The 16,627-nt window shown below is 57.4% G+C and carries 15 protein-coding genes and 1 other RNA gene; 3 read left to right on the top strand and 13 right to left on the bottom strand.

The genetic code is table 11. The features are described 5' to 3' along the window. Positions 1 to 170 precede the first annotated feature (170 nt). On the top strand, positions 171 to 965 hold the full coding sequence (locus tag F8N36_RS01950; RefSeq protein ID WP_291331066.1) for an FCD domain-containing protein: 795 nt from the start codon (positions 171 to 173) through the stop codon (positions 963 to 965). Between the two features lie 235 nt (positions 966 to 1,200). Here F8N36_RS01950 and ffs read toward each other — a convergent pair. The 9 genes from ffs to tolQ all read right to left on the bottom strand — a co-directional run bounded on the left by ffs (position 1,201) and on the right by tolQ (position 9,047). Continuing rightward, an RNA gene (gene ffs, locus F8N36_RS01945) (signal recognition particle sRNA small type) lies at positions 1,201 to 1,286 on the bottom strand. A gap of 32 nt (positions 1,287 to 1,318) precedes the next feature. After that, positions 1,319 to 2,152, bottom strand: coding sequence for an amidohydrolase family protein (locus F8N36_RS01940; protein ID WP_291331065.1), 834 nt, complete (start codon positions 2,150 to 2,152; stop codon positions 1,319 to 1,321). A 9-nt stretch (positions 2,153 to 2,161) separates the two neighbouring features. Then, positions 2,162 to 3,130, bottom strand: a complete 969-nt coding sequence (locus F8N36_RS01935) for a D-2-hydroxyacid dehydrogenase (RefSeq protein ID WP_291331064.1) — start codon at positions 3,128 to 3,130, stop codon at positions 2,162 to 2,164. A gap of 336 nt (positions 3,131 to 3,466) precedes the next feature. After that, on the bottom strand, positions 3,467 to 3,934 hold the full coding sequence (gene pal, locus F8N36_RS01930) for a peptidoglycan-associated lipoprotein Pal (RefSeq protein ID WP_291331063.1): 468 nt from the start codon (positions 3,932 to 3,934) through the stop codon (positions 3,467 to 3,469). A gap of 230 nt (positions 3,935 to 4,164) precedes the next feature. Next, complete coding sequence (locus F8N36_RS01925) at positions 4,165 to 5,478, bottom strand: translocation protein TolB (RefSeq protein WP_291331062.1); 1,314 nt, start codon at positions 5,476 to 5,478, stop codon at positions 4,165 to 4,167. 32 nt (positions 5,479 to 5,510) lie between these two features. Continuing rightward, positions 5,511 to 6,719 (bottom strand): TonB family protein, encoded by a 1,209-nt coding sequence (locus F8N36_RS01920; protein WP_291331061.1) that lies wholly within the window; start codon positions 6,717 to 6,719, stop codon positions 5,511 to 5,513. 185 nt (positions 6,720 to 6,904) lie between these two features. After that, entirely contained in the window at positions 6,905 to 7,888 is a 984-nt protein-coding gene (gene tolA / locus F8N36_RS01915) for a cell envelope integrity protein TolA (protein ID WP_291331060.1), read from the bottom strand. Between the two features lie 9 nt (positions 7,889 to 7,897). Next, entirely contained in the window at positions 7,898 to 8,350 is a 453-nt protein-coding gene (gene tolR / locus F8N36_RS01910) for a protein TolR (RefSeq protein ID WP_291331059.1), read from the bottom strand. A 1-nt stretch (position 8,351) separates the two neighbouring features. After that, positions 8,352 to 9,047, bottom strand: a complete 696-nt coding sequence (tolQ, locus tag F8N36_RS01905; protein WP_291331058.1) for a protein TolQ — start codon at positions 9,045 to 9,047, stop codon at positions 8,352 to 8,354. A 553-nt stretch (positions 9,048 to 9,600) separates the two neighbouring features. Between tolQ and F8N36_RS01900 the strand changes: the two genes are divergently transcribed. Continuing rightward, positions 9,601 to 11,037: a TolC family protein gene (locus F8N36_RS01900; RefSeq protein ID WP_291331057.1), complete on the top strand. Its 1,437-nt coding sequence runs from the start codon at positions 9,601 to 9,603 to the stop codon at positions 11,035 to 11,037. A 44-nt stretch (positions 11,038 to 11,081) separates the two neighbouring features. After that, positions 11,082 to 12,740 carry a ribonuclease J gene (locus F8N36_RS01895; RefSeq protein ID WP_291331056.1) on the top strand — a complete coding sequence of 553 codons (1,659 nt, stop codon included), beginning with the start codon at positions 11,082 to 11,084 and terminating at the stop codon, positions 12,738 to 12,740. A 162-nt stretch (positions 12,741 to 12,902) separates the two neighbouring features. Here F8N36_RS01895 and F8N36_RS01890 read toward each other — a convergent pair whose 3' ends face one another. From F8N36_RS01890 to F8N36_RS01875, 4 genes are read right to left on the bottom strand one after another with little or no spacing between them, the layout of a single operon-like run. Then, positions 12,903 to 13,607: an ABC transporter ATP-binding protein gene (locus F8N36_RS01890; RefSeq protein WP_291331055.1), complete on the bottom strand. Its 705-nt coding sequence runs from the start codon at positions 13,605 to 13,607 to the stop codon at positions 12,903 to 12,905. Further along, entirely contained in the window at positions 13,600 to 14,385 is a 786-nt protein-coding gene (locus F8N36_RS01885) for an ABC transporter ATP-binding protein (RefSeq protein ID WP_291331054.1), read from the bottom strand. Before F8N36_RS01885 ends, F8N36_RS01890 begins: the two co-directional genes overlap by 8 nt. Continuing rightward, positions 14,385 to 15,605, bottom strand: coding sequence for a high-affinity branched-chain amino acid ABC transporter permease LivM (gene livM, locus F8N36_RS01880; protein WP_291331053.1), 1,221 nt, complete (start codon positions 15,603 to 15,605; stop codon positions 14,385 to 14,387). Before livM ends, F8N36_RS01885 begins: the two co-directional genes overlap by 1 nt. 2 nt (positions 15,606 to 15,607) lie before the next feature. Then, the gene (locus tag F8N36_RS01875; RefSeq protein WP_291331052.1) at positions 15,608 to 16,516 is read right to left on the bottom strand and encodes a branched-chain amino acid ABC transporter permease LivH; all 909 of its coding nucleotides are present in this window, start codon (positions 16,514 to 16,516) and stop codon (positions 15,608 to 15,610) included. Positions 16,517 to 16,627 lie beyond the last annotated feature (111 nt).

The following is a 16,627-nucleotide window of genomic DNA, read 5'->3' as shown; positions in this document are numbered from 1 at the left end:
CTCCACGCGTGTGGCCTTTTATGGGTATACAGAAATTTGCGGGGTAAGGAAATATCTTATGAAAGTTATGTAAACGTTTTTGTGGGATTATTGCCTGAAACTGCATAAACTCTTATATTTATTAAATGATGCGGGATGTCCGCAGAGCGCAAGGAGAAGCGAGTTTCGCCATGAATACCGAAAATGCAAAAAACACTGATGCCGAGGTACAAGCCGCAAGAAGGCGCAGCATCCAGCGGCCGCGCGTACATACAGAAGTGCTCAGCTGCCTGCTGGATGATATCCAGAACGGCGTTTATCAGGTAGGGCAAAAGCTGCCGTCTGAACGTGAGCTGATGGACGAGTTTGGCGTGGGCCGCCCTGCTGTGCGCGAGGCTCTCTCTGGGCTCGCGCGTATGGGCCTGATAGAAGTTTCACCCGGCATGCGCGCCCGCGTGTGCAGGCTGACCCTCAAGCCTCTGCTGCGCGAAATGCGCGCCACGCTTGAAATATATTCCAGCTCGGCGGAGGGCTGGCGGCAGCTGCACGACCTGCGGCTATTTTTTGAAACCGCTGTTGTGCGGCGTATGGCCCTTGAGGCCACCGACGAACAGCTGGCCCACATTGAAGAACTGTTGCAAAACCAGCGCCGTTTGCTCGATGCCACGGAAATCCGCGCTTTTGCCGAGGCAGATATTGATTTTCACCGCTATCTTGTGGAGTGCATGGGCAACAATTTTCTTGGGCTGCTGGCAGAGGGCTTTGCTGGCTGGCTGATTACGCCCCTCTATGCCTCTTTGCAGGTGCGCAAACAGAGTGAGCGCTCATACCGCGCCCACGTTGGCGTGTACGAAGCCCTGAAAAAGCGCGACCCCGATCTGGCGGAAAAGGCCATGCGTGCCCACCTGGACGAAATGCGTGGCATTTATCAGGTGGATGTGATGGTGGAAGACAAGACCGAGCAGGATGGGGCGCAGCAGAGTTAGCCGATCTGCCCTGTAATTCGAAAAAAGTCAGACAGGCGATACGGCGGAGTAGCCGAAGTCGGCTGGAAGCAGCCTGAAATTGCATGAGATCGTGGCGGCTGGCAGCATCGCCTGCCGCCAGGTATCTTTCTGCGGGCTGAAAGATACGAGCCCGCAGCCATGTTTGCACATGCCTGTCTGGCAGCTTTGCTGCTCGCAAACGCAAAAAACCGCAACGGTTCACCGTTGCGGTTTTTTGTGGGCCGGACACCCGGCAACGTCTGTTGCCGCTGCTTCCTTTCGGACCTGACGGGGTTGGCAGTGTTGCCGCCGTCCGGCTTGGCAAATGACTTACCCGCAAAGAGGGTAAACTGTCAATGGTCGTGCTGGCTTTTCCCCTGTTCGTTGTTGAGGGCCAGCAGGGCAGAGGCATTGCTCATGATAACTTCCATTTCGCTGTCGCTCAGCCCGCCCAGCGCCTGCAGCCTTGCAAGCTCCTCAACCGGGTCGTAGAGGGGCCAGTCTGTACCAAAAAGGATGCGTTCCCGCGGAAACGCATTCAGTAGCTTGTGGGCCAACTCTGGCGTGGCAAAGGGCGTTGTGCTCGAGGTGTCGAACCACAGGTTTTCAAAATGGTTGCCAGCAAAAACCTCAAGCGCGTGGTTCCACATGCGGTAGCCGCCAAAGTGCGCGGCAATAACCCTGATGCCGGGAAACTGGCGCAATATGCTGGCCAGCTTGTAGGGGCAGGAGGGGTTTTTATCTGGCGTAGTCCTGTCGCCAATGTGGATTTCAAAAACAAAGTCATTTTGCGCTGCTTCAAATATGGGCAAAAGACGGGGATCATCAAGCCAGAAGCTTTGAAAATCCGGGTGCAGCTTTATGCCGCGAATGCCGGCAGCTTTAAGGCGTGCCAGTTCACCTTCCCAGTTTTCATAGCCCGGGTGCACAGTGCCAAATGCAATGACCTGGTCAGGATGCTCCCTTTGCAGGCTGATGGCATAGCTGTTGGCCGGTATAACCTGAGCCGGGGCGGTGGCCGCGCACAGAACCACGCATTTTTCCAGCCTGGCTTCCTTCTCCCGTTCCAGCAGATTGGCAATGGTGCCATCGCCAGAGCAGGTGAGGCTATAAAAACTATTCAGGTGATCCACTGCCTTGTGCGCGATTTTGGGATGAAAGGCGTGGGTGTGTATGTCGATGTACATGACTGAAGCTTACTTGACTCCATTCACCACATTGACCGGTGTGCCTGCCTGCCAGCGGCGGATATTTTCTGCCATGAGGTCAATGATGTTCTGCCGGGCGCGCGTGGTGGCCCAGGCAATGTGGGGTGTAATGATGGTGTTGGGCGTGGTGAACAGGGGATTGTCGTCCTGTGGGGGCTCCTGCGAAAGAACGTCTGTGCCGAGGCCGCCCAGATGGCCGGATTTTAGCGCTTCGGCCGCAGCAGTTTCATCCACCAGCGGTCCGCGCGATGTATTGAGCAGTATGGCTCCCTTGCGCATGGAAGAAAGCGTTTTGGCATTGATGATGTGGCGAGTTTCCTTGGTGAGCGGGCAGTGCAGCGATACAACGTCAGAAGCGCAAAGCAGGTGCTCAAGCGTGGCAAAGGCAAAGGGGCCGTAAGAAGGCGGATCCTTGGGGGTGCGGCAGTGTGCCAGCACGCTCATGCCAAAGGCGTGGGCCAGCTCGCCCATGCGGCGGCCGATGGAACCAAAGCCAATGAGGCCCATGGTCAGGCCTTCCAGGCACAGAGGCGGAATTTTCCAGTAGCACCAGCTCTTGCATTTGAGCCAGTCACCATTTTTTACGCTTTCAGAGTGCAAGGTGGTGTGGCGGCACAGTTCGAGCAACAAGGCCATGGCATGCTGGGCCACATCGCTCACGCCGTAGGCAACCACATTGCAAACGGGAATACCACGGGCGGCAAGCGCATCGGTATCAACTATGTTGTAGCCCGTGGCCAACACGCCAACCATGCGAACGCTTCTGTCCAGCTGTTCCAGATTGGCGCCTGTAAGGGCCGTTTTGTTGACAAGCACCACATCGGCACCCTTGGTGCGCTCCGCCACCGCTTCGGTGGGGGTGGCATCATAGATGGACACATCACCAAGTGATGTGATTGGGCTCCAGTCCACATCGCCGGGGTTGAGCACGGCGCCGTCAAGAATGGCTATTTTCATGCAAGTAACCTCTGTTGGCTGCACTGTATCCTGTGATGCGCAGGCCCGCAAGGTTCTGGGGTTGTAGTCCGTGCCACTTTGCGCCATAAATTTAGGCTTTTATTTCGTATAAAATAGTAAGTAAATGGTGCCCCATGCAGTGCATAATTGTTTACTTGCCTCTCAAGATTCAGGCAAAGATGCCGTGCGCTCCTGCCAGTGCAGCGCGTGCGGACACTGCTGGCAATAAATGATAGCGCAATAGTTTGATCTTGTTGCGTTAAGCCTGAGACGCAACAGGGCAAAAAAAAGAGCCGCCCAATAAGGGCGGCTCTTTAAACACTGGTCTAGTTAAGACTAGTGGGCAACCACGCGGAAGTCGTCGCGGCGGTTCTTGGACCACGAGGCTTCGTTGTTACCCTGCACAGCGGGGTTTTCCTTGCCGTAGCTGATCATTTCCAGCTGGCTGGGGTTCACGCCAAGCGTAACCAGGTATTCGTAGGAAGCGCGGGCGCGGCGTTCGCCGAGGGCGAGGTTGTATTCCTGGGTGCCGCGTTCGTCGCAGTTGCCTTCGATGCGCACGCGGATAGAGGAGTACTTCTTCAGCAGATCGGCCTTGGTCTTCAGCATTTCTTTGTATTCGGGCTTGATGTCGAATTTGTCGAAAGCGAAGTAGACGCGGGCGTCAGTGATCTGCTGGATGGCCGCACGCATTTCGGGGGTCAGGCCATCGTCATAGCCGGGTTCGCTGGTGGTTTTCTTAGCGCAGCCAAAGCCGGCGGCCAGGGCCATAACCAGAGCGAGAATAAGAGCATAGCGTTTCATTGTGTGTCCTCCTGAACAGCTCATTCTCCAAAAAAATTGATACCTTTCCTTTCTGCACACGCGAGGCCGTTTCGTCCTCGCATAACAGATGGTATCTGGCCCGCAATTTTTGTCAAGGCGTGGAAGGGGGTTTCGACGCACTTTCGTAAAATATTTTTTACCCATGACTTCCCGTAGGGGCGGGAAAACCGAGTAAAAACGCGGTCAAGATGCCAATCTGTTATTTTCAGCTATTTCTGCTGACCGGGCATACCCCAGCGCGGGAAGTAAACAGAACCCCCGCCTGTAGGAACCTGCTTGGCGTCACCGCCATGACGAGTGGTCAGGTAGATACCATGGCCACTGCGCGTCGAGGAGAACGCTATGAAATAACTGTCGGCACAGAAAGCGGGCTGTTCATCGCTGCCCGGGCCGAAAGTGATCTGGCGTTCCATACCGGTAAGCATATCCTGAACAAAAATGCGATGACCGTAATCGGTCATGCGGCTGTACACCACCAGGGTTCCGTCAGGAGACAGGTTGGCCTCGGTGTTGTAAGTGCCGTTTTTGCTCACGCGCGTAACGGAACCGCTGCTCAGATCCTTGAGGAAAATCTGCGGTCCGCCCATACGTGAAGAGGTAAATGCCATCTTGGTGCCCGTGCTGTCAAATGTTGGCGAAACATTAATAGAATCGCCCTGTTCGAGCACACGTTCTTTCTGGAAAACATGGTTCAGCTGAAAGATAACAGGGTACTTGCCGTTGGACAGGGCCACGGCAACCTTGTTGTCAGGCATAAAGGCAGGCCCGATGACCACGTTGCCGGGGAAGCGGATACGCTGCACCTTGCCGCTGGAACGGTCCCACACGCCAAGAGCGTGCGACTTTTCGTCAATGTGGGTAAAAACCACAAAGCGGCCGTCAGGCGACCATGCGGGCGACATGGATTCACCGGGAATGTTGGTGATCTGGCGCAGGTCGCGGCCCGTGGGCTTCACCAGCCACACGTTGGCGCTCATCTTGCCGGTCTTTTTGACAAAGGCAAGGGTAGAGCGGAAGAAAGAACCGTTACCGGTAAGTGCTTCGAGCAGGTCGGCACAGAATCTGTCGGCCACTTCAGGCAGGTCGCCAGAAGTAACCTTGGGGTATTCCTTGCCAAACAGGCGGCCACCGGTGTTGGTTTCAAAAGCGCGAATCTGCACGGGGCGCGTACCGCTGTCGCCTTCAGGCCAGTAGGTGGTCACCACAATGTCCGACCCGGCAAGCTGGAAACGCTTGAAGTCGAGGGACGGCGGTTCGTAACCGGCCAGCACAACGCCGCCCAGTACTGCTCTGGGATCAGTAAGGCGCATGAAGGGCAAAAAGCTCAGGTTTTGCTGCACAATCTTTTGCAGGTCAGCGCCCATGCCGCTTGCCTCGGCCTGGGGGCCTTTGAGCGGGGCCGCCAGAGCAAGGTTAACAATGTTTTGCCCCGGACCGTAAATGTCCACGCGCATGGCGGCCTGCGCCCCGCTTCCGAGAGCCAGCCAGAACCCCAGGGTCAGGAGAAGAAGCTGTTTTTTCATGGCGTCAGTATTCCTCGTTCAAGCAGCGCGCCTCAGCGGCGCACCAGTGTAAGGGTGATGTCCAGCGTTCCCCCCACTTCGGCGGGCGGAGGGGGCAAGCTGCCTGCACGGCGTATGCCCCGCTGTACATATTTGTCAAGAAGCTTGTCGCCCGTGGGCGTAATTACCTTGAAATCAGTTATTTCTCCCTGAGGAGAAATCGTAAGTCGCAGCTTGGTCTGGTATTCGCCAGGCTCTGTCTCCGCGGGAATCAGCACGTTGTCTCGCAGCTGCCGCGCCACGTCTTTACGGTATTTTGCGCGGTCGGCCGACTGATCGCCAGAGGCTGGAGTCACAAGGCGACTGGCCTGCTCCTGGGTTGCCTCGGTTTTTGCAGCCTCCGCCTTGGTTGCGGCCTGTTGCGTTACGCCTGCCTCTCCAGCCTCGCCGTGTCCGCCAAGGGCGGGATCTCCGTAAGTGGGCAGGTTGTCTGTCGGTTTGCGGCTCTGGCTTGCAGCCTGAGGTGCCTGCTTGGGTGTTGGGCTTTTGACTTCCCCGGGTTGGCCGGTTGAGCCCATAATCTGTGTGGCAGGGCCATTTTCGTTGCTCAGGCCTGCCGTGCGGCGCTGATTATTGGTAGCAGTTTTTTTGCTGTTGTCATCTGCTTTTTGCACAGGTCGGGGGGCAACAGGGGCAGGGCGCACTTCGGGCATGTCCTTGCCGCCAGATTTGGCAATAGCTTCGGCCCGTTCTCGGGCGCGGTCCTCCGCGGCTTCTGCCCGGGTGTCGCCCATGGCCGCCTCGGCCTTGCTTCTGGCCTTGACCTCTGCCCGCATGGCTTCTTCGTTGCTAAGCGTTTCCACCCTGGGTTTGCCCTTGGGCGTGCCGTTCCAGAAGGTCATGTGTATGTCGGTGGGCGCGCCATAGGGCGGCGTGCCAAACGAACCTATCTGGCGCACTGCGCCGCAAACGGAATTGTCGAAGGCTTCGAGACCCGAGGATTTGACGGGCTTGCAGTCTTCAACCTGTCCACGGCTGTTGATGCTGACCTTGAGCCTGACCCGGAAGTCGCTTTTGAGAGCCGGGGGCGGAGCCCATATCTCGATAATCTTGTCCAGCATGTTTCCGGCGTAGGTGCTTTGGTCGGCACTGGCCGCAGAAGCTGCAAATGCCCCGGCAACCGTGGCGCGGTAGAGCGCCACGGCGCCGCGGCATGGCTGAATGCAGGCCTTGTAAAGGTTGGTGCGCGGTTGGGAAGGCATGTATCCTCCTTGAGTGCGCGCGTTACCGATGCGCGTGTCTGTCGGGGCGCATGCGGCCCCAATTTGATAACCTGTTTGCCGGGCAGGGATGCGTAGAATCAGCCTGCTGCCGGGTGGCAACCCAACCCCGTAATACGGGCGGCTGGTGGCGCTGGCCCTGCCCTTGCGCCTGTTTATCCGTGGGCCTAGCGGCCCATCAGTTCGTCCAGTGTAAACACAAGATCAAGGTCGCCGTAATCAGCCGAAGGCGGAGGCGGGAACTGCCCGCTCTGGCTGGTACGGATAATCGCGTTCACGGCCGAGGCGTCAAACTGCGAATTTCCCGAACTGTGGGTTACTGCAGTTTGCAACACCTTTCCCTGCGCGTCTACCTTGACGTTGATGATGCAGCGCAGATTTACGCGGCCAGCCGAGGCAAAACCCCAGTTGGGGCGCACGGCCAGCATGACCTGCCCCATGTACACATCGCCAAGGCCACCGCCGCCGGGGCCTGTACCTTCGCCGCCGCCACCGCCACGGTTACCGCCGGCACGACGCTGGGCCTGGGCCAGGGCCTGTTCCACAGCGTTGCCTCGGTCGCCCGATTCTGCGCGCGAGGTAGCCTTGCGCGCCTGCTGTAATGCCGCAGCCACAGGATCAGTGTTGGACTTGGCGTCCTTGGATTCCTTGGCGTCTTTCTTGGCATCAGCCTTGGGCGGTTCAGGCTTTTTCTGGTCCTTGGTCGTCTCTTTGGGCGGTTCCTTGGGGTGTTCTTCCTTGGGTTTGGGTTTTTCTTCTTTTTTCTGCGCGATGGGTTTGGCTTCTTCCTTGGGTTCCGGCTTGGGCTGAGGTTTGGGTTCCGGCTTTGGCTCCGGTTTTTTCACCTCTGCGGCCGCGTCCTGCTTGGGCTGCGGCGGAACAGGCTTGGGCTCTTTGACTTCAGCGCGCTCTGGGGCGGCGACTTCCGCCTTGGGAGCGGGAGGCGTAGGCGCCAGAGGGCCATCGCTGGGCTGCCCCATATGCCCAAGAATGGGCGAGGGCGTGCGGTTACCGCCTGTAGCGCCTTCCACCAGGCTGATCATGACCGGGGGCGTGTCCAGCTTGATGGGCGGGCGACTGGGCCAGAACCATATCAGCAAGAATATGGCTGCGTGCAGGCAGAATGAAAGAACGTATGAGGCCAGGCGCATAGAGCAATCCTACTTTCGGGGGCGGGCGGGCTTGCCGCCCTTGGACGCGGCATCGTCGGGCTGTTCGGCGATAACGCCAAGTTTTTCAATGCCTACGGCCTTGATGTGACCCATGACTTCAACCACCGTGCCGTAAGGAACAGATTTGTCGGCCTGAAGGAAGAGCGTCTTGTTCTTTTCCTTAACCAGGCGCTGCAAGTAGCCCTCAAGGTCTTCCATGTTATCTACGGGGTATTCATCAAGAAACATCTTGCCGTCATTGCGCACGGTCAACACCATGTGGTCGGCCTCTGTAGAGAGCACTTCCACCTGCTTTGTCTGTGGCAGATCCACTTCAAGCCCCTGGCTCATCATGGGGGTTGCGACCATGAAGATGATCAGCAGCACCAGCATGACGTCCACGAAGGGCGTTACGTTGATTTCCGAAACAAATTTGCCGCCGCCGCCAACGCTAGCGCCCATGCTACATCTCCGTTGCGCCCGTGCGCTGCACGGGACGGTGGGCGTTGATCTCGCGCTGTACGCGGTTGAGGAACACGCCGGCAAAGTTTACCAGCAGTGTATCAACCTGCGAAAGCTTGCCCATAAAGATGTTGAAGCCAATAGTGGCGGGCACGGCCACTGCAAGGCCGATGGCCGTGGCCACGAGGGCTTCGGAAATACCGGGGGCAACGGTGGCCAGAGAGGCCGACTTGAGCATGCCGATGGAGTGGAAGGAGCTCATGATGCCCCAGACCGTACCAAACAGACCGATAAAGGGGGCCGTGTTGGCGCAGGTGGCAAGCACCGAAAGCGAGCTTTGCAGGCGGGCCAGTTCCGTGCCCACGCCCTGGCGCAGCGCGCGGCGAACGTTGTCGACCACCACATCACTGCTGTTGCCCAGTTCCTTGGAACGGTTGAATTCAAGCACGCCCTGATGGGCAATGTAGTAGAGCGGCGAAGTTGGGTCAGAACCCAGCGACTGCACGGCTTCGCGCAGATTGGCCGCTTTTTCGAACCGTTCTGTGCCGCTGAGTGCCTTTTTGTTGGCAGCGCTCAGACCGATGAATTTCTGGATCATCAGCCCCCAGCTCCCGATGGACATCATGACCAGAAACGCCAGCACCGCCTTGGCCACCAGGCTTGCCTGGGCGATCATTGAAAAAAAACTGAATTCCATGAGGTTCTCCATATCTGCGCAACAACTGTGGTCGTTTTCAGTGCGCCGCAAAAAATGCCAGCACGGCAGACGCGAAGACGCGCCAACCGTCACGGCGGAGCTGCGGAATCCCGCAAGGACTCTGCTGCGCAGCATGCTACGGTTGAGGTAAACTTTCAAGAAATTTTTTAGAATCCTCGCGCTGCCCGCACAAAACCTGAAAAAATGACATTTACTGCATGGGCGGATAGTGCATTTTGCAACAGAAGGACTGATTAAAAAAAACTGTTTTTTTCCACTCCAACCACAGGTGTGGCGCGGAATAATTGGGGGATCACGCCGGGAAGTGGGGACAGTTGCATGGTCCTTACTTGTATTCAGCGGTAAATAAATGCGTGGATATTTTTTGCAGTGCCTGTTTGGGGTGCAACTGTTTTTTACTGAATGACAGATTACGCAAGTTGCGATAGAACATCATCTGTTGGTATCTGTTGCCAATGCCGCACACTGCGGTGTATGAAATCTGCGTAAAATAATTTTTAAAGGGTAGCGGAATTTTTTTCGCAGCAAATATATGAAGCGCATTCCCGAACTGAGCCTGGTTTTTCTTGTGGTAGGCGCGCTTGCAGGCCCTGTGGGCTACAGTGATGCCCTCGCCGCATCCTCTTCTTCGTCCGTCAACGCCTCTGGCAGCGCAGCCGTGCCCGTTTTTAGCGGCAGGAAGCTCGCGTCGGCCAAGGATAATCCCCTGCCTGCTGGCGATGTAACCATGCCAGAAGCTGTGGATAGGGCCTTGCGGCATAATCCAAGTCTTGGTTCGCAAGAGGCGCAGGGCCAGTCGTCTGAAGAAGCGCGCAAATCAGCGCGTGGTGCCTTTGGCCCCAAGCTTGGAACGACCTATTCCGTTTCAAAGCAGGAAAGAAAGACTGACCCTGTCACCCCCAGCAGTACCCGGCCAGCTCAGAATGGCACGTACACCTGGGCCGTGGAAATTTCGCAACCGGTGTTTCAGGGGTTCCAGCTGCTGGCAACATACCAGAAGGCTGCCCTGCAGGCCGATAGCGACAAGGCCAGCGTGCGTAACGCTGAGCTGGCCATGACCGAAAATGTTCAGACCCAGTTTCTGAACTACCTGCGGTACGAAGAAAGCGTGCGCAGCCAGCGCGATGCCCTGGCCCGCCTGCAGGACCAGCTGCGCATCACAACAGCTTTTTTCAATGTTGGTCTGCGCCCCCGGCTTGATGTTCTTCAGGCCGAGGTTGATGTGCGGCAGGCAGAAAATACTCTTATTCAGGTAGAGAACAGCCGCGACACCAGCCTTGCAAAGCTGAATACCCTGCTGGGCCTGCCTGCAACAGCCAGGATCAAATTCAAGGGGGCGCTTACCCACGTTCCCTTTACCCGCTCGCTCGAGCAGTGCCTCGAGGCAGCCTACCGGCAGCGGCCCGACCTGTACATGGCGGCCCGTTCGGTTGAAATTGCGGGCAAATCGCAGCAGCAGGTGCAGAGCGCGTACTATCCGCAGGTTGAGGCTTATTACAACATTACGCAGAACGGCAATTCGCTTGATCTGCAAAACCGTGGCGACCGTGGTTCGCGCAGCGCTGTGTGGGAAGTGGGCGCGCGTGCAACCTGGGATGCTTTTCAGTGGGGAACCACCTACTATGCCGACAAAGAGGCTGGCTGGCTGGTTACCAAGATGCGCTACGCCGAAGAAGATCTGAAGCTTAGCGTTGGCTATGACATCAAGTCGAAGCTATTGGCAGTGCAGGAAGCCGCAAAGCGGATAACCGTGGCGGAAAAGGGCGTGGAGCAGTCTACCGAAGCCTACAACGTGGCCCTGGCCCGTTATCAGGAACAGGTGGGCACCAACTTTGACGTGCTGGACGCTTCGTCCAAGCTCACCACTGCCCAGGCGACATTAACAGGAGCCAAGGCCGACTATCTGACAGCTCTGGCGCAGATTTATGTAGCCATGGGCGAATTTCACCCTGATCTCATGCGGCGTTGAGCACGGGCACTGCCTTTGCCGAGCCGCCCCAAAAGCGATAACGAATGAATGAACCTTACCTGAACATAACCCCTCTCGGCGGGTTAGGAGAAATCGGCCTCAACTGCCAGCTGTGGGAAACCGCAGGCGGCGTGGTCATGGTCGATTGTGGCCTCATGTTTCCTGACGATGCCCACCTGGGCGTGGACGTTGTTATCCCCCATTTTGGTGCTGTCAGCGCCATCAAGGACAAGCTGCTCGGTATCGTGCTGACCCACGGGCACGAAGACCACATTGGCGCGCTGCCCTGGATTGTGCCTGAAATCAAGGGAACGCGCATTTATGGTTCGCGTTTTACCCTTGCCCTTGTGGAGCACAAGCTGCGTGAGCGCGAGATCCTCGACTGGGTCGAACTTTGCCCCGTTGATATCAATACCGTGCTGCCGCTGGGCGATCTGACCTTCCGCTTTTTCCCCGTCTGCCATTCCATTCCCGAAGGTTTCGGCCTGGGCGTAGAAACGCCTGTGGGCCGCGTGGTGCACAGCGGTGATTTCAAGATCGACCCGCATCCCCTTGATGCCACCGGCACAGACCTGAACCTGTTTCGCAATTTTGCCGGGCCGGAAGGCGCGCGTCTGCTGCTCTCAGACTCCACCAATGTGGTGCGCGATGGCCGCTCGCTGACAGAGCGTGAAGTTAAGGATTCGTTGGACAAGATATTTGCCAAGGCGGAAGGGCGCATTGTCATTACGCTTTTTTCCAGCCACATCCAGCGCATTCAGGAAGTTTTTGACCTCGCGCGCGAGCACGGGCGCACGGTGGTTATCAGTGGCAAATCACTGGCCAACAACATCGAAATGGCGCGCGATCTGGGAATTGCCAAGTTGCCGCCGTCATTTTTCAATGCCCACAACGGCGTGCCCGAATTACCGGACAACCAGCTGGTGCTGGTGGTGACCGGAGCGCAGGGCGAACCTCTGTCCGCTCTTTCGCGCATGGTACTCGGCGGCCATAGGCAGCTGGAGATCCGCAAGGGCGACACCGTGGTCATGAGTTCGCGCATGATTCCTGGCAATGCCAAGGCCATTTCCAAGCTTATCAACGAGATGTATCGCATCGGCGCAGAGGTGCTGTACGAAAGCGTGCACGCCATCCATGCCTCAGGCCATGCCCAGCGCGAAGAACTGCGCGACATGCTTGAAGCTGTGCGCCCCAACCTGTTTGTACCTGTGCACGGCGAATACCAGCACCTTGTAAAGCACGGTCGGCTTGCTGTGGAATGTGGCGTAAAGCAGGACAACGTGATTCTGCTTGAGGACGGTCAGCCCCTGACCCTGCTTGAGGATTCCTTCAGGCTTGAGCCCCGCGTGCCGGTAGAGTGTACGCTGGTGGACGGCAAGGGTGTGGGTGACGTGGGCTATGCGGTGCTCAAGGAACGGCGTATCCTCGGCGATGAAGGCATGGTCATTGTGGTGCTGGTGGTAGATTCCGAAACCGGCAGCGTGCTGCACGGGCCGGAAATGATCTCTAAGGGCTTTGTGTTTGAACAGCACTACAGCCACCTGCTGGAAGACGCCAAGTGCCTCGTGCTGGACGAAATTGAGGCAGCGCGGCCCGGTCAGCTCGGACGCATGCAGGAAGGCATACGCTCGTCTTTACGGCGCTTTTTCCGCCGTGTGCTCGAGCGCGACCCGGTGGTCGTGCCGATCATCAGCGAGGTCTAGACCTTGGCCCATCGCTGCCTTTAGTCATAAAACGCAAAAAGCCGCTGCCTGGAATACTCGGGCGGCGGTTTTTTTAATGAAAGCGGCGCTTTTTCGGGGCATGCCGCAAAGTGCAACAGCCCGAAAAAGCGCCGTGAATAATTCAGACAGCTGTAGAGGAAGCTACATGCCCAGATAGGCCGTGCGTACTTCTTCGCTGGAGAGCAGGTTTGCGGCAGTGTCGCGCATGACTATGCGGCCATTTTCCATAACGTAGCCGTGGTTGGCGATACGCAGAGCCTGGTTGGCGTTTTGCTCTACCAGGAATACCGTAGTACCGTTTTCGTTGACTTTCTGGATGATGGAAAATATCTGCTGGATGATGATGGGCGCAAGACCAAGAGATGGCTCGTCCAGCAGCAGCAGCTTGGGCCGGCCCATGAGTGCGCGGCTGATGGCGAGCATCTGCTGTTCACCGCCAGAAAGTGTACCGCCAGCCTGCTTGCGGCGTTCGGAGAGAATGGGGAAGAGGCTGAACACGTAGTCCAGATCGTCCTTTACCCCTGCGGGGTCGCGCCTCAAAAACGCGCCGAGGTCGAGGTTTTCACTCACGCTCAGGTCGGGGAAAATCAGGCGGCCTTCAGGCACCTGCGAAATGCCCAGGGTCACTATTTCGTGTGAGGGCAGCTGGTGGATGGGCTTGCCGTACCACAGAATCTCGCCGTTTCTGGGGCGATTGATGCCGCAGATGGTCATGAGCGTGGTGGACTTGCCTGCGCCGTTGGCCCCGATCAGGGTGACGATTTCGCCTTCTTCAATCTTGAGCGAAATATCGCGCAGAGCCTGAATATTGCCGTAATAGGTGTCTACATTACGCAGCTCAAGCATCGCTTTCTCCCAGATATGCCTTGATAACGCGGGGGTTGGTGCGGATTTCGGCAGGTGTGCCGGTGGCGATGCAGGAACCGTATTCCATCACGTAGATGCGGTCAGAAAGCGACATGACCATGCCCATGTCGTGCTCGATGAGCAGGATGGAAAGCTTCTGGTTGTCGCGTATGGAGCACACAAGCTCTTTGAGCTCGTTGGTTTCCTGGGGGTTCATGCCCGCTGCCGGTTCGTCCAGCAGCAGCATGCGCGGTTCCGTGGCCATGGCGCGAGCGATTTCAAGGCGTCGTTGCGCACCGTAGGGCAGGTTGTTGGCCGTTTCATTCCAGAAATCCTGAAGCTTCACCAGCTCAAGAAGTTCATAGCTGCGGTCAATGCAGTCCTGTTCTTCGCGGCGGGTACGCCCGTCACGAACAATGGCGCCAAAGATGCCCGCATTTGTGCGGCAATGGCGGCCAATCATCACGTTTTCAAGCACGGTCATTTCGCTGAACAGGCGAATGTTCTGGAACGTGCGGGCCATACCCATGGCTGTGATGAGATGGGGCTTCTTGCCGTTGAGCAACTGCTTGTCGCCGTCAGCGCTGTGCAGGTACATCTGCCCTTCGGTGGGGGTGTAGATGCCCGTCACGCAGTTGAAGAACGTGGTCTTGCCTGCGCCGTTGGGGCCGATGAGGGCCACGATCTCGCCACTGTTAACAGTAAGCGAAAGTTCGTTTAGCGCCCGCAGGCCGCCAAAATCCTGCGAAAGATCTTTAACTTCCAGCACCGGTTTCATTAGCGGCCCCCTTCAGCACCGTGCAGGTTGCTGATGCGGTAGCGCCTGCGCTCACCGCTGATGAGGCCCTGTGGCCGGAAGAGCATCATAATCACCATGATGGCTCCGAAAAGCAGCATACGATAGTCAGAGAATGCCCGCAGGTATTCCGGGGCAAGAATGAGAATCAGCGCGGCAATCACCACGCCAGCAATGGAGCCCATGCCACCCAGCACCACCATGGAAAGGATCATGGCCGATTCCATGAAGGTAAAGCTCGAGGGGTTGATGTAGGTGGTTTTGGCGGCAAAAATTACACCGGCAAAGCCAGCCCAGCACGAACCAAGGGCAAAGGCCGAAAGCTTTACACGCGTGATGTCCACGCCCATGGCCTCGCAGGCAATCTCGTCTTCACGCAGGGCTTGCAAGGCAAGACCCACACGCGAATTCTTGAGCCGCGTGATGACAACAATGGTCACAACCACAGCCGCCAGCACCAGATAGTAAATGTAGGTGGTGGAGGCGGTAATATCCATGCTCATGCCGAAAAAGCCGGGGCGGGGGATATCACTCACGCCGCGGGGGCCACCGGTAACACTGTTCCAGTTCTGCAGCGTGAGGCGCACAATTTCGCCAAATCCAAGGGTCACAATGGCAAGATAGTCGCCGCGCAGGCGCAGCACGGGAAAGCCCAGGCCAAGCCCAAACAGCACGGTAAGAAAACCGCCAATGGGCAGGCAGGTCCAGAAGCCAAGGCCGAAATACTGGTTCAGCAGACCGTACGTGTAGGCACCAATGGCGTAAAAGGCCACATAACCAAGCACCAGCTGGCCCGCAAGACCCACAACGATGTTCAGGCCCAGCGCCAGCATCACATACAGCAGGGCCGAGATCATGATGTTGGTCTGGTAGAAGGAACTGACCAGCGGCATGGCCACCAGCACTACGGCCAGCACCACAAGGCCGCCCAGCCTGAGGCCGGCGCGGTTGCGGAAGGCTTCAACCATTTCGCCCAGATTGAACCATTCTGGCAGGTTGATGATCTTGTTTCCCGAGGCCTTGCGGCTAAAGCACCAGTCCCAGATAAGGGCGAGAACAAATATGCCCGCGCCAAGGGCGAGCAGGCGGTCAAAACGCCAGATTACGCTCTTTGCCGCGACGTTCAGCTTGATGCCCAGCACCGGAAGGGTGAGCAGCATGAACCACAGGGCGGCGATGGCGGCTTTGATAATGCGCTGCATGGCTACACCTTTTGCACTGTGGCTTTGCCCAAAATGCCGTCGGGCCTGAAAATGAGAATGAGAATAAGAATGCCGAAGGCCAGCATGTCTTCATAGTTGCCAGAGAAGTAGCCAGTGGTGAAACTTTCGGCCAGGCCGAGCACGAGGCCGCCCACCATGGCACCGGGGATGGAGCCAATGCCGCCGAGTACTGCGGCAGTAAAGGCCTTGAGCCCAGCCAGAAAGCCGATACCGAAGTTGACCTGCCCCATGTGCGAGGCGATGAGTACGCCGCCAAGGGCCGCCAAGGCGGAACCGATGATGAACGTGAGCGAAATGATGCGGTCGGCATTGATGCCCAGCAACAGGGCCATCTTGCGGTTCTGTGCGGTGGCGCGCATGGCCTTGCCCATACGGGTGTAGCGAATAAAGAGCGAGAGCGAAACCATGGCAATGGTGCTGACCAGCAGAATCAGAAAATCGCTGGCACCCATGACATAGTCGATGTGCTCAAGAAAATTCATTTCGGGCAGCAGGTTGGGGAAAGGCACGAAGTCAGATGTCTGCGCGAGCAGCACATAGTTTTGCAAAAAGATGGACATACCGATGGCAGAAATGAGCGGCGACAGGCGGGGCGCACCGCGTAACGGCTTGTAGGCGACTTTTTCCAGCGTGTAGCCATAGGCCGAACACCAGACAATGGCCGCCAGCGCTGCAACAATAAGGATGCCGCCAGCCGGAAAGCCATAGACGCCAAGCGCGCCAGCTATCAGCAGGGCTGTGAACGAGCCCAGCATATACACTTCGCCATGGGCAAAATTGATGAGCCCGATGATGCCATAAACCAGCGTGTAGCCAAGGGCAATCAGCGCGTAAATGCTGCCTCTGGTCAGACCGCCGAAAAAGAGCTCTATAAAAAATTGAATGTCCATGCAAACTCGCGAGCGGTACGGGAATAATGCCCGTTCGTTCCGCCTGTCCCGTTAATGCCGTCTACGACCGGCAGATGCGTGAAAAGCCGGGGGGGGGGGCGGGCGCGGCCG

The sequence above is a fragment of the Desulfovibrio sp. genome (assembly GCF_009712225.1).
In the GTDB taxonomy this organism is placed as follows: Bacteria; Desulfobacterota; Desulfovibrionia; order Desulfovibrionales; family Desulfovibrionaceae; genus Desulfovibrio.
The sequence above is the reverse complement of the archived record's forward strand: the minus strand, read 5'-3'. Positions and strand labels throughout refer to the sequence as shown.

Bases quoted from the DNA above. Each gene is read 5' to 3' on its own strand.
- F8N36_RS01950 (WP_291331066.1), top strand. From the start codon at position 171: ATGAATACCGAAAATGCAAAAAACACTGATGCCGAGGTACAAGCCGCA.
- F8N36_RS01940 (WP_291331065.1), bottom strand. From the start codon at position 2,152: ATGTACATCGACATACACACCCACGCCTTTCATCCCAAAATCGCGCAC.
- F8N36_RS01935 (WP_291331064.1), bottom strand. From the start codon at position 3,130: ATGAAAATAGCCATTCTTGACGGCGCCGTGCTCAACCCCGGCGATGTG.
- pal (WP_291331063.1), bottom strand. From the start codon at position 3,934: ATGAAACGCTATGCTCTTATTCTCGCTCTGGTTATGGCCCTGGCCGCC.
- F8N36_RS01925 (WP_291331062.1), bottom strand. From the start codon at position 5,478: ATGAAAAAACAGCTTCTTCTCCTGACCCTGGGGTTCTGGCTGGCTCTC.
- F8N36_RS01920 (WP_291331061.1), bottom strand. From the start codon at position 6,719: ATGCCTTCCCAACCGCGCACCAACCTTTACAAGGCCTGCATTCAGCCA.
- tolA (WP_291331060.1), bottom strand. From the start codon at position 7,888: ATGCGCCTGGCCTCATACGTTCTTTCATTCTGCCTGCACGCAGCCATA.
- tolR (WP_291331059.1), bottom strand. From the start codon at position 8,350: ATGGGCGCTAGCGTTGGCGGCGGCGGCAAATTTGTTTCGGAAATCAAC.
- tolQ (WP_291331058.1), bottom strand. From the start codon at position 9,047: ATGGAATTCAGTTTTTTTTCAATGATCGCCCAGGCAAGCCTGGTGGCC.
- F8N36_RS01900 (WP_291331057.1), top strand. From the start codon at position 9,601: ATGAAGCGCATTCCCGAACTGAGCCTGGTTTTTCTTGTGGTAGGCGCG.
- F8N36_RS01895 (WP_291331056.1), top strand. From the start codon at position 11,082: ATGAATGAACCTTACCTGAACATAACCCCTCTCGGCGGGTTAGGAGAA.
- F8N36_RS01890 (WP_291331055.1), bottom strand. From the start codon at position 13,607: ATGCTTGAGCTGCGTAATGTAGACACCTATTACGGCAATATTCAGGCT.
- F8N36_RS01885 (WP_291331054.1), bottom strand. From the start codon at position 14,385: ATGAAACCGGTGCTGGAAGTTAAAGATCTTTCGCAGGATTTTGGCGGC.
- livM (WP_291331053.1), bottom strand. From the start codon at position 15,605: ATGCAGCGCATTATCAAAGCCGCCATCGCCGCCCTGTGGTTCATGCTG.
- F8N36_RS01875 (WP_291331052.1), bottom strand. From the start codon at position 16,516: ATGGACATTCAATTTTTTATAGAGCTCTTTTTCGGCGGTCTGACCAGA.